Here is a 12,531-nt window from a genome sequence, read left to right as displayed (position 1 = left end):
CGGCTGGATATTGGGGTTGTGTCGGGGCTGCAGATTGGTCTGTAGGCTGCTGATCTATTTGGCTGATGAGCCGCTATCGCGAGCAGGCTCGCTCCCACAGAGTCAGGCATTTCAAACATAGGAATGGCAGAGCGGGTTTGCTCGAGGGAATGCATTCGCGACTGGCTGCATCCTTGCAGCCAGTCGCGAAGAGGGTTACGACGCGTTGTTCAATGGGGCTTGCGAGCAACGTCGCAATGAATCAGGCGGGATATCTCGATCATATCCACAACGGTTTTGTCATCGACCTCAAACCCGCTGCCTGAAACCCCGGCGTTGCTGTTACTTGAGCGTGACGTCGAGCATCGGCGGGATGTAACCGTAGTCGTACTCGGCCACCACGAACGTCTGCTGCCCTTTTATTTTCATGCCCACCGTGGGTGCCTCGGTGCCACCCACACGAATCTGCGTGCCGGTTTCGTCGGTCGGTACGCTGTCGATGAAGGAGGTCACCAGGCCGTTTGGCATTACATAGTGCGAGTAGGTCTGGAATGGCTGGGAGGACGGGTTGCCCAGCACCAGGCCGGATCCGTTCAGCGGCACGTAAGGGCCGAACAGCGAGTCCGCGACGAAACCGTACACGCCGTCCGGCCCGGTCACACCGTCGGCATAGGTGAAGGTATGGCTGATCGTGAACAGGTAGTACTTGCCATCCTGGAACACGAAGTGCGGGCGCTCGGTCTGGTCGTTTACCCCCACGGCGGTCAGCAGTGGCGGCAACATTTCCCAGTCGTCACCGTCCGCGTCGCGGGCTACGGCGATGCCAACACAGGCGGTCTGGAAGCGCGAGTTGCCGACATCTTCATAACCCGGCGGCACGTCGCCGATTTCTGCTTCTCCCACTTTGTGCGAACCGCGCTCACCGGCCACGTTACCCTCGAACAGCATGTACAGCTTGCCATCTTTCGGGTCGCGGAAAGGCCATGGATCTCGGAAACCCCAGAACGCGTTTTGTGCTTCGGTCTGGTACATGTTGCCGTCAGCCTCGAACAGCGGCTTGACCTTCTCGAAGCCGACCATGCTGACACCATGTTCAGTGGTCACCACCCGACCGCGCACCTTGACGATGGTCGCGCCCGGGGTGACGGCGGTGTAATACAGGTCCACTTCACCGCGGTCGTTCAACAGGATCGGCGTACCGGCCCATTCGCGAGCGGTCGGCGAAACCCCTTCGGCCATCACACGGCCACCGAATTCCCAGTTCTTGCCGGTACGAGAAAACCAGTAGTACATCTTTGCCCGACCGTGACGATCGTTCCAATCGCGGAGGATGTCGTAGTTACCGTCCTCGTCGAGATACTGCGGGTCGTTTGGATGACGATCGGCCGTCAGGGTGAAGATCACCGACCAGCCATCGACGGACGTCACGTTACCGTCCAAGTCGCGCAGGGGCATGGTGTCCCAGATAAACACGTCGTTGCTCAATACCGGGAAATCCGCGCTGACCAGCGGCTGAGTGGTGGTGGGATCGTCCGCCCGGACTTTCAACGCATCAGCGCGGGTCCAAAGGCTGGGTTGATGGGGGGTTACACCAAATTTTTCAGTGTTGGTTTTCATAAGTTATTGCCTCGTCCATGAATGGATTCAAATAAATGACGCTTTAGAAATACTGTATGTACATACAGTTAAGCCACCTTATAGAGGCCCACCCATGCGGGTCAAGCAAAAAAATGCATTTGTGCATATTTTGGTTTTTATTGAAGCTGATACGTTTCAGCCATGAACGTTCGCAGAAGTTAATTCCAGGGGAGATCGCCGACGTTGCCTGCACACTCGGCGCTCTGAACCGCTGGGTGGTGGAAGGCGCGGGTAACTCGACAACGGGTGGAAGTAGTGCCTGGAGAGATAGGTCAACTGAACCAGCGCGTCCTGCGCAAAAGCCCAACAAGGAGGGGGAGCAACACAGCGCGGAATAAAAAGCTCGATTTGTCGCCGTCGGCGACATGAAGGGAAACGGGTCGCCGTGGTCTGCTCGCGAGGTGGTGAATCAGTGGCACTGATGTTGACTGGTGTATCGCCATCGCGAGCAGGCTCGCTCCCACTGGGTTTAGCCTTGGCTTCCCGAGAACAGGTGACCGGATCAAGGACCATGGTCACAAATTTCGCGCAAACATCGGTCATCGTGCTGGCTATTGCAGAGAACTGGACAGTCATAAAGGCTTTGCGGCATAGTCGCCGGGTTCTGACACCTGCTCACAGATAACAAGGAACAGCAGATGGCGACCCTATTGGTCCTGCACGGACCCAACCTGAACCTGCTGGGCACCCGCGAACCGGGCGTCTACGGGGCCGTGACACTGGCCCAGATCAACCAGGACCTGGAGCAGCGGGCCCGCGCCGCCGGCCATCATTTGCTCTATCTGCAAAGCAACGCCGAATACGAATTGATCGACCGCATCCATGCCGCGCGTGGCGAAGGCGTGGATTTCATTTTGATCAATCCCGCAGCTTTTACCCACACAAGTGTCGCATTACGTGACGCGCTGCTGGCGGTGAGCATCCCATTCATCGAAGTGCATTTGTCCAACGTGCACAAACGCGAACCTTTCCGCCATCACTCCTACTTCTCCGATGTAGCGGTGGGAGTGATCTGCGGCCTTGGCGCCAGCGGTTACCGACTGGCTCTGGAGGCCGCCCTAGAGCAGCTTGAAAGACAGGCAACGGCTTGAACAACAAGCGTTAAACGCCCCTGACCGACCCTTGGGAGTTGATGATTCATGGATATCCGTAAAGTTAAGAAACTGATCGAATTGCTGGAAGAGTCCGGCATCGACGAGCTCGAGATCAAGGAAGGCGAAGAGTCCGTACGTATCAGCCGTCACAGCAAGACCCCGGCCCAGCAGTTCTACGCGCCGGCACCGATGCAGGCTCCGGCCGCCGCACCTGCTCCGGCAGCAGCCCCGGTTGCCGCCGCCGCTCCAGCAGCACCTGCCGCGCCAACGCTCAACGGCACCGTTGCCCGTTCGCCAATGGTAGGCACGTTCTATCGCAAGTCTTCCCCGTCCTCGCCGTCCTTCGTTGAAGTCGGCCAGACCGTGAAGAAAGGCGACACCCTGTGCATCGTCGAAGCCATGAAGATGATGAACCACATCGAAGCTGAAACCAGCGGTGTGATCGAATCCATCCTCGTTGAAGACGGCCAGCCGGTTGAGTACGACCAACCGCTGTTCACCATCGTTTGAACCGCGGAGAGCCTTTGATGACTGCGAAGTTGGAAAAAGTCCTGATCGCTAACCGCGGTGAAATTGCCCTGCGGATTCTGCGTGCCTGCAAAGAGATGGGCATCAAGACCGTCGCCGTTTATTCCAAGGCCGACAAGGAACTGATGCACCTGGGCCTGGCGGACGAGTCCGTCTGCATCGGTCCGGCGTCGGCTGCGCACTCTTACCTGCACATCCCGGCGATCATCGCCGCCGCTGAAGTGACCGGCGCCACCGCCATTCACCCTGGCTACGGTTTCCTGGCGGAAAACGCCGACTTCGCCGAACAGGTCGAAAACTCCGGTTTTGCCTTCATTGGTCCAAAAGCCGACACCATCCGCCTGATGGGCGACAAGGTGTCGGCCAAGCACGCCATGATCGCCGCCGGGGTACCTACCGTTCCGGGCTCCGACGGCCCGCTGCCTGAAGACGAAGAAACGGCTCTGCGCATCGGTCGCGAAGTCGGCTATCCGGTGATCATCAAGGCCGCCGGTGGCGGCGGTGGTCGCGGCATGCGTGTGGTACACAAGGAAGAAGACCTGATTTCCTCGGCGAAACTGACCCGCTCCGAAGCGGGCGCGGCGTTCGGCAACCCGATGGTCTATCTGGAAAAATTCCTGACCAACCCGCGTCACGTCGAAGTCCAGGTGCTGTCCGACGGCCAGGGCCAGGCCATCCACCTGGGTGACCGCGACTGCTCGCTGCAACGTCGTCACCAGAAGGTCCTCGAAGAAGCGCCGGCACCGGGCATCGACGAGCAGGCTCGCGAAGAAGTCCTGGCACGCTGCGTCAAGGCCTGCATCGACATCGGCTACCGCGGCGCCGGCACCTTCGAGTTCCTCTACGAGAACGGTCGTTTCTACTTCATCGAAATGAACACCCGTGTTCAGGTGGAGCACCCGGTTTCGGAAATGGTCACCGGTATCGACATCGTCAAGGAGATGCTCAGCATCGCCGCTGGCAACAAACTGTCGTTTACCCAGGACGACGTGGTCATCCGCGGTCACTCGCTGGAATGCCGGATCAACGCCGAAGACCCGAAAACCTTCATGCCAAGCCCTGGCACGGTCAAGCATTTCCATGCCCCGGGCGGCAATGGCGTTCGCGTCGACTCGCACCTGTACAGCGGTTATGCGGTTCCGCCGAACTACGACTCGTTGATCGGCAAGCTGATCACCTACGGCGCAACCCGTGACGAAGCCATGGCGCGCATGCGCAATGCACTGGACGAAATCGTGGTAGACGGGATCAAAACCAACATCCCGCTGCACCGCGACCTGGTTCGTGACGAAGGCTTCTGCAAAGGTGGTGTCAACATCCATTACCTGGAACACAAGCTGGCCGACCAGGCTTGATGTCCCGAGTGATGTAAAAAGGACCCCGGCCTTTTGGCCGGGGTCTTTTTTTGCCTGTTTTTCAGGGTGACCGTGAAGGATCAGCCCAGCGTCACCGTAGGGAATGCTTGCGCTTCGATCTGCGCTCTCGTCGCAGGCCTGCCCCGCTGAGTGCGAACGGCACCGTTGGCATTGGCCACCAACGTCTCGCTGCGCACGCGCGCCATGAACCCCCGAGCGCGCACCGACACTGGGTCAGAACCCTGCTTCGCCCTCGTCAGTACGGGTGTGTAATAGCGCTCGACTTGACTGCGTGAGGTCTTGAACACCGAAGTGACCCCGTTGCGCAGATCCAGTGACACGCCATAGGTATTGCCGAGGCAGGAAGAATACGACCAGTGATCCCAGGTCGGTCGCAGCCCGTGTTGCCTCATCACCATCCTGACCGGCTCGCCGATGTCGGCCCCCGTCAGCCAGTCCCCGCCGACCAAGGTGGCGCGGATATCCTTGGCCGCGCCCCCCAGGTGCCGCGTCACATCGCGGACACTGCGTTCGATCAGTGCGCGGATGTTGTGATCGAAATGGATGACCGCCCCAACCTTGGTGGTCGGGTTGTACAAGGAAGCGATCACACACGTCTGTGCGTTCAGGGAAAACAGATAGTTGTCCGCCGCGGTCTCGCTGAACCTCGCCACCACGGCCTCACCCTGCAACGCCCCCCCTTGTCACATCCGGGAAGACATGCCCGGCAAACGCCTCCCGCAGATCCCCCACTCGCCCGAGGTTGCGCACATGGTCATTGCCGCCTCTCAAGCCGACCTTGTTATGGATCCATTTGCCATTCGCCAGCCTGCGGATGGGCAGTTTGTATAACGCGCCGGGACGTCTGGCATCCACCAGGCACAAACCGCCGAAGTAGGGATCCTCCATCACCTGGTAGTACCTGCCCTTGCTCCGTATGTAGTGAGCACGGCGCGGTTGCGTTGCGCTGGGCAGGCTGCGATAGGTGCCCAAAAAAATCCCTTCCTCGGTCACTGGCTGCAGGTTCTGGGGTGTTCTGCTGACCGCCTGGCGCCGCGTCAGGCGTATGGACGGGACTACCGGTCCGGCCTCCCTGGCGACGCTTGATGTCGCGCGCCTCAAGCGTTGAGCGGACAACGACAAAGGTTTCACGGCGAGCTTCAGGTTCCTGGCCGAGCGCCCTAGCAGCGCGGCCATGCTTGCGGCACCGAGCGTGGCAAACAGCGTCCCCCAGGTCGCGGCCAGCCAGTGGCCAAGCGCGCCTTCCGTATCGCCCTGCGCATGCGCCTCGACCGCCTGCCCGGCGCTGACAGCCACCAAGCCAATATCCAGCAACAAGGCAAACGGTGGGTAGACCATGCACACAGGCGCCGCCGCGAAGATCAGCCCCTTGAACACCTGATCCCTGATCATTTCGGCACGGCTTGTGGTGATGTCCTCCACATCGGTGACAGCGCGCTCGATGCAGGCATCGAATTCGTCGCTGATGTTCATGACCCGATTGAATTCGCGCAAGGTATCGACGCGCGTGCTCCCGCTCGCCAGAGCCACCAGCGAACGTCCTACAGCGGCACGCGCGCTCAGTGCGACCCGCTCCAGTACGTAATGATGCAGTTGCGCTGCGATGCTCCCGGAGAAATCCGGGTACTTGCGAAACAGGATCCCGTCCGGAGCGTCAGGTGTGTACAACCAGTAAAAAACCTGAGGGTCGAAGTAGGTGAAAACATACACCCCTTGTACGACATGACCGCCGACGGTCAGCTTGATCACGCCTTCGCGCGTCACGACAGCACCAGGGTGCGTAGCGCTGCTCACCGGCCGCCCATCGCTCAGCAGCGTGACTTGCCGGGTGAGCCACTGGAATTCATCGGTGTTCAACATCGACTTGCCATGGGCCACACGCAGGTCGCGATCCATCCCGGCCAACAGCATGTAGCGGTAAGCCTCGCGGCGTTTCGAATACTCAGGGGCCTTGGCATCGAGAAAACTGGCGCGGATGTGCTTGGCATATCGCTCCCCCAGGTAAGCCACGCGAATGTATGACGCCAGTTCGGCGCTGCGAACCTGCTTCAAGTCCTGCCCGATAGAAGAACGCACGCCTTTTGCGGGGTCGTCGATATCCGAGCTGTGCTCGTATCCAAAAATGGCGAGGTCCAACAGGCTGGCCGTTTTTCTCTCGGTTGCCAGCCCTGTGCTGTAGTCGATGAGCACAGTGGCCGGATCGACCGCTTCAAGCCCCCCCTTGCTGCGCAGGTACGGCGCAATCAAATGGGCGAAGGTGCGCTTAGCGAAATCGATGAAGACTTCATAATCGACCAGTTGCTCATCGAACACCTGCCGCTGAACCAGAAGCTCCTGGTTCAAGCCGCTGATGTTGCGCCGGGACTCAAGCGGCAAGGCCGAGTACCAGCGTGGCGACTCGTTCAGTTCCACTTGCGTCAGGTTATTGGCCAGGCCGGTCAAGACCGCGTTCTGAAGACTGGCCCTGAAACCGGTGACCGCCCCCCTGAGGTCTTTGCCCAGGTCCCACCAGGCTGGTTTCTCAGCCACGCCGGCAAAGTATTCCCGGGCCCGCCCATGATCGGTCGCAGAGAGTTGCTGCAGCAGATACTCGCGACCGGCTTCGTTTTGGGTCCAGGCACCGACTTCTCCGCTCAGCGCCCGAAGCGAGGTCAATTCGACCCATTCCTGGCCATCGGGTTTACCGGGGGCGTACAGCAGCAGGTCGCTGACGTCGTCGCCCACGTCTTCGCGGTAGAACAGAAGAAGATCGGCACACTTCAGGCCATTGGGAAGCACGAGGCCGGCGACACGCAACACGCTGGCGGTTGGCGTCGCAACGTCGCTCGCCCATAGGGCGCTGAGAGCGTCATGGCCGGTCGCCGACAACTGGCCCGCACAACGCGCGATAAACGCACTGTGCTGCTGCCGCGCCAAAAACCAATCGAACATGGCCGCTTTCAGGTCCGCCCACTCATATCGGTCGGCCAGTGCTTGCAGGTACCCGGCAGGCGCATCGACGTTCGCCAACAATCGACCGATGAAGGCTGGCGAAAGGGACTGGTTACGCAGCATGCCGCCATTTTCCACCAGGAACACCGACACCGCGTCCGGCCTTACCGGGCCTGCCGCCACCAGCTCACTCAGGCTGTAGGTGTGTGCCGGCTGCCCCATCACCGTTCGCCACTGCAACTGCACGCGAATACCGTCGGGCTCGACCGCCATGTCCAATTCATCCCTGACATAGTCCCTGGCCAATTGCCGAGCGAAGGCCCGTAGCGAACCCAGACCATCGACCAGCTCGTCGACCTGTGCCTGCGCCAGTGCGGCCTGGTTTTCAAAAGCCCGCAGCCGTTCACGATCTGGATTGCTCAGTCCACGCAGCCAATGCGGCAATTGCAATCGCGCGACCGCTCCAAGATCCCGCCGCTCACGGGTTGTTGCCAACGCCGTCAAGCGACTCGTCTGGCGCCAGGCGTCCTGGAGCTCTTCGATCTGCTCTCGCAACTGATCGACGTCCAGGCAGGCCAGATGGTCAGGCTGGAAAAGCCCGTCGACCGCGACCCGATGCTCATCAAGCTTCTGCCTGACCAGTGCTTCGAGCGAAACATCCCGCGACACCATTCGCCAATGCCGCCGCAAATAATCCTTGTAGTGACCGACAAACCTCGACGCCGCGCTTTCCACCACCTGGGCAACGAACTCCCGGCGCTCGGCCGAAAAACTCAGGTCAGCCCCCTCGGGCCAGCGGTAGGGCGCATCCTGCTCGTCGTCATGAACCAGAGGTGTCTGGTCGATCATCCGTTGCAGTACCGTGTCGAGCAGGGTGCCAATGAAGTGTGGATCGATGTTGCCTTGGTAATAGTGGGTGCGCAGCTCGACCAGCAGGTACTCTTCCAGTACCTCCAGCAAGCTCATCTGGGTTTGCAGTCGCGCGTTGATAGCCGCCTGCCATTGCGCCAATTTCTCCAGAGTCGCCTGAGCAGTGGCCACCGGCGGGAAAGATTCCGGCCCCGCGCCCTCCATGTTTCTTTGCCGTTCGGCAGTGCTGTCCATCACATTCCTCCCTGTTGTGTGGACCCGCACCTTATCCGCCCTGCATTGCCCCCATGTCATACATATATATATCGAAACACCACGCCCGCGGCACGAGACTCGCTTATCCACTTTGATGGCGACCTGGCGTACACTGCGCGCCTTTGCAGCCCTGTGCTGCCTCCTGTAGATTTTTCCCAAAGGTGCCCGCCATGCCTTGGCTGCAAGTACGTCTGGCCATCAGCCCGGAACAAGCCGAAACCTACGAAGACGCGTTTCTTGAAGTCGGCGCCGTATCGGTAACCTTTATGGACGCCGAGGACCAGCCGATCTTCGAACCGGAACTCAATACCACTCCGTTGTGGTCCCACACTCACCTGCTGGCCCTGTTCGAAGGCGGCACCGAGCCGGCCAGCGTGCTGGCACATCTGGAGCTGCTCACCGGCAGCCCGTTGCCCGAGCATCACAGCGAAGTGATCGAAGACCAGGATTGGGAACGCAGCTGGATGGATAACTTCCAGCCGATGCGCTTCGGTCAGCGCCTGTGGATCGTGCCGAGCTGGCATGCCGCGCCGCAGCCGGACGCAGTGAACCTGCTGCTGGACCCGGGCCTGGCGTTCGGCACTGGCACACACCCGACCACCGCGCTGTGCCTGGAATGGCTCGACGGCCAGGACCTCAAAGACTGCAACGTGCTCGACTTCGGCTGCGGCTCGGGGATCCTGGCCATTGCCGCGCTGCTGTTGGGCGCCAAGGAAGCGGTCGGCACCGACATCGACGTCCAGGCCCTGGAAGCATCCCGCGACAACGCCGGGCGTAACAACATTGCCCAAGAGCTGTTCCCACTGTACTTGCCGCAAGACTTGCCACAGGTTCAGGCCGACGTACTGGTGGCCAATATCCTGGCCGGTCCGCTGGTATCCCTGGCGCCGCAACTGGCGAGCCTGGTCAAACCGGGCGGGCGCCTGGCGCTGTCGGGCATCCTGGCTGAACAGGGCGAAGAAGTCGCCGCCGCATATGCTGCGGACTTTAATCTGGACCCCATCGCCAATCGCGATGGCTGGGTGCGCATCACCGGTCGTCGGCGCTAGAATGGGCGCCTGTATCAACCGGATTGCCGCATGACTGACAGCTTCGTCACCCAGTGCCCGCATTGCCACACCAGTTTTCGCGTCAGCCATACTCAATTGAGCGTGGCCCGCGGGGTGGTTCGCTGTGGCTCGTGCCTGCAAGTGTTCAATGCCGCACGGCAATTGCTGGAACAGCATGCTGCCAAGGAAACCGTCACGCCCCTGGCGCCACCGATCAAGACGCCCGTCGCCGAATCCCCGCCCCGAGCGATCAGCCAAAAGCAATGGACTGCCGCCGAGCTGGACCTCGATGACCTGGACAAGGAACTGGCTCGCCTGGAACGGCGTGACAACCGGGCACCGGATACTTTCGGCCGGCGCCGTGAAGACAATCTGAACGCACAGCGTGAGCCCCTCCTGAACGAACAGGAACCCTGGTCCGACAGCCTGTACAGCGAGTCTGCCAGCGAGCGCGACGAAACGGCCCTCCAGCCCCCGGTCGAACCGTTCGCCCCCCATGAACCGGCCCGGCCTCCGCGCACCGAACCGTCCTTGTCCCTGGCGCTGGAACCGCTGGAACCGGACGACGAGCCGCTCGCCCCGCTACGCCTGGAGCCGGACGACGAGCCCCACGAACACCTGGAAAGTTTGTCTGCCAGCGACGATCACGACGAAGCACCGCGGCAACCGGGGCCGATGCGCAAGGCCCGCGAGCGCCATGAGCCCGGAATACGCGCCGAGGCCCTTCAGGACCTGGATGACGACCCGCTGCAACTGGACTGGCGCAAACGCCGCTCGCCCTGGGGCCGGCGCTTGTTGTGGGGTCTGTTGATACTGTTTGCCGCCGCGGCCCTGGCCGGTCAGTACATCGCCTACCACTTCGAAGAACTGGCCCGTCAGGACCAGTATCGCCCCTGGTTCCTGCAGATTTGCCCGACCATCGGCTGTGACGTGCCGTCCAAGGTCGACATCGCCAAAATCAAAAGCAGTAACCTGGTGGTGCGCAGCCATCCGGAGTTCAGCGGCGCCCTGGTGGTAGACGCAATCATCTACAACCGTGCGCCGTTCTCCCAGCCTTTCCCGCTGCTGGAGCTGCGATTCGCCGACCTCAACGGACATCTGATCGCCAGTCGCCGTTTCAAACCCGGTGAATATCTTGGCGGCGATGCCGAAGGCCTGGGGGAAATGCCGCCGCAGACTCCCATTCATATCGCCCTGGATATCCTCGACCCGGGACCTAAAGCGGTGAACTACAGCCTGAGCTTTCATTCACCAGAGTGATGCACATCAGGGCCGGACGATTGGCGGCAGCTTTCTGACTCAGCGCAGCCGAACCAAACCGCTGGCGATAACAAAATAGCTGTTCAGATTTTATCCAATTCGACCTTTATCCAGTCATCGAGAGCGGGTATCATGCCAACCCTTTTTCGAAGTCTCATGATCCGGCCCCACTTCAGGGAAGTCCTATGTCGGCGGTACGCATCGGCCCATATACATTACAGAACGGCCTGGTTCTCGCCCCTATGGCGGGCGTCACTGACCAGCCCTTTCGTCAGCTGTGCAAGCGACTGGGCGCCGGCCTTGTAGTTTCGGAAATGGTTACCAGCGACATGAGTTTGTGGAACACCCGCAAATCGCGTCTGCGCATGATCCACGAAGGCGATCCCGAGCCCCGCTCGGTGCAGATCGCCGGTGGCGACGCCCAGATGCTGGCGCAGGCGGCCCGGGCCAATGTCGAGCTGGGCGCACAGATCATTGACATCAACATGGGCTGTCCGGCGAAGAAGGTCTGCAACAAAGCCGCCGGGTCGGCGCTGTTGAAAGACGAAGCGCTGGTCACCGAGATCCTGCAGGCGGTCGTCGCTGCGGTCGATGTGCCGGTGACCCTGAAGATCCGCACCGGGTGGGACCGGGAGAACAAGAACGGCCTGACGGTGGCGAAGATTGCCGAACAGGCAGGCATCACGGCGCTGGCGGTGCATGGCCGCACCCGTGCCGACCTGTACACCGGCGAGGCCGAGTACGACACCATTGCCGCGATCAAGCAGGCGGTGTCGATTCCGGTCTTTGCCAACGGCGACGTCGATTCGCCCGAAAAGGCCCGGTACGTGCTCGACGCGACGGGTGCCGACGGGCTGTTGATCGGCCGGGCTGCCCAGGGGCGGCCATGGATTTTTCGTGAAATCGAACACTTCCTGCGCACTGGCGAAAAGCTCGCTGCGCCGCAATTGTCCGAGGTGGAACGTATTCTGCTAGAGCATCTGGCCGCGCTGCATGCCTTCTACGGAGAAGTCATGGGTGTACGCATCGCTCGCAAGCATGTGGGCTGGTATCTCGCAACCCTGCCGGGCGCCAGGGAGTTTCGCGCCCGTTTCAATCGTTTGGATGGTACGCAAGCACAATGCGCCGACGTTCAGGCGTTCTTCGCTGAGCGTTACAAGAGCCTGACAGGGGACGAAGGGGTGGCCGCATGACGATGATGACCGAGACTTTAGTGAGTGGAATAACACCCGTGAGCGACAACGTAAATTTGAAACAGCACCTCAATACGCCCAGCGAAGAAGGTCAGACCCTTCGCGGGAGTGTCGAGAAGGCGCTGCACAATTATTTCGCCCACCTTGAGGGCGCTGCCGTCACGGATGTGTACAACCTGGTGCTTTCGGAAGTCGAGGCACCTCTGCTCGAAAGCGTGATGAACTACGTCAAGGGCAACCAGACCAAGGCCAGTGAGCTGCTGGGCCTGAACCGCGGCACCCTGCGCAAGAAACTCAAGCAGTACGATCTGCTGTAAGCATTCAATCAAACCAGAAAGGCGCCCGCGTAAAAAACGGT

10 protein-coding genes are annotated in these 12,531 nt (G+C 60.6%); 7 read left to right on the top strand and 3 right to left on the bottom strand.

Annotated features, from left to right (window positions below; translation table 11 throughout):
- Positions 1 to 321: 321 nt before the first annotated feature.
- Positions 322 to 1,596, bottom strand: coding sequence for a glycoside hydrolase family 68 protein (locus tag PSH57_RS03295; RefSeq protein WP_305387802.1), 1,275 nt, complete (start codon positions 1,594 to 1,596; stop codon positions 322 to 324).
- Between the two features lie 659 nt (positions 1,597 to 2,255).
- Here PSH57_RS03295 and aroQ point away from each other — a divergent pair.
- The 3 genes from aroQ to accC are packed head-to-tail and all read left to right on the top strand — an operon-like array spanning position 2,256 to position 4,594.
- Complete coding sequence (gene aroQ / locus PSH57_RS03290) at positions 2,256 to 2,708, top strand: type II 3-dehydroquinate dehydratase (RefSeq protein WP_063323112.1); 453 nt, start codon at positions 2,256 to 2,258, stop codon at positions 2,706 to 2,708.
- 48 nt (positions 2,709 to 2,756) lie between these two features.
- Positions 2,757 to 3,221, top strand: a complete 465-nt coding sequence (accB, locus tag PSH57_RS03285) for an acetyl-CoA carboxylase biotin carboxyl carrier protein (RefSeq protein ID WP_053118072.1) — start codon at positions 2,757 to 2,759, stop codon at positions 3,219 to 3,221.
- Between the two features lie 17 nt (positions 3,222 to 3,238).
- Positions 3,239 to 4,594: an acetyl-CoA carboxylase biotin carboxylase subunit gene (gene accC / locus PSH57_RS03280; RefSeq protein WP_305387799.1), complete on the top strand. Its 1,356-nt coding sequence runs from the start codon at positions 3,239 to 3,241 to the stop codon at positions 4,592 to 4,594.
- Between the two features lie 80 nt (positions 4,595 to 4,674).
- Here the strand turns inward: accC and PSH57_RS03275 are convergent, their stop codons facing one another.
- On the bottom strand, positions 4,675 to 5,268 hold the full coding sequence (locus PSH57_RS03275) for a hypothetical protein (RefSeq protein ID WP_305387797.1): 594 nt from the start codon (positions 5,266 to 5,268) through the stop codon (positions 4,675 to 4,677).
- Positions 5,269 to 5,275: 7 nt separating this feature from the next.
- On the bottom strand, positions 5,276 to 8,650 hold the full coding sequence (locus tag PSH57_RS03270) for a dermonecrotic toxin domain-containing protein (RefSeq protein ID WP_305387796.1): 3,375 nt from the start codon (positions 8,648 to 8,650) through the stop codon (positions 5,276 to 5,278).
- Positions 8,651 to 8,841: 191 nt separating this feature from the next.
- Here PSH57_RS03270 and prmA point away from each other — a divergent pair, with 191 nt between their 5' ends.
- The 4 genes from prmA to fis all read left to right on the top strand — a co-directional run bounded on the left by prmA (position 8,842) and on the right by fis (position 12,490).
- On the top strand, positions 8,842 to 9,720 hold the full coding sequence (prmA, locus tag PSH57_RS03265; protein WP_305387795.1) for a 50S ribosomal protein L11 methyltransferase: 879 nt from the start codon (positions 8,842 to 8,844) through the stop codon (positions 9,718 to 9,720).
- Between the two features lie 30 nt (positions 9,721 to 9,750).
- Positions 9,751 to 10,980 (top strand): DUF3426 domain-containing protein, encoded by a 1,230-nt coding sequence (locus PSH57_RS03260; protein WP_305387794.1) that lies wholly within the window; start codon positions 9,751 to 9,753, stop codon positions 10,978 to 10,980.
- Between the two features lie 185 nt (positions 10,981 to 11,165).
- A complete protein-coding gene (gene dusB / locus PSH57_RS03255) occupies positions 11,166 to 12,173 on the top strand; it encodes a tRNA dihydrouridine synthase DusB (protein ID WP_305387793.1) in 1,008 nt (335 codons plus the stop codon).
- Positions 12,170 to 12,490 (top strand): DNA-binding transcriptional regulator Fis, encoded by a 321-nt coding sequence (gene fis, locus PSH57_RS03250; protein WP_025211617.1) that lies wholly within the window; start codon positions 12,170 to 12,172, stop codon positions 12,488 to 12,490. The genes dusB and fis overlap by 4 nt, the downstream gene beginning before the upstream one ends.
- The last annotated feature ends 41 nt before the right edge of the window (positions 12,491 to 12,531 follow it).

Origin of the sequence: Pseudomonas hefeiensis, from assembly GCF_030687835.1 — a bacterium.
GTDB lineage: Bacteria > Pseudomonadota > Gammaproteobacteria > Pseudomonadales > Pseudomonadaceae > Aquipseudomonas > Aquipseudomonas hefeiensis.
The sequence above is the reverse complement of the archived record's forward strand: the minus strand, read 5'-3'. Positions and strand labels throughout refer to the sequence as shown.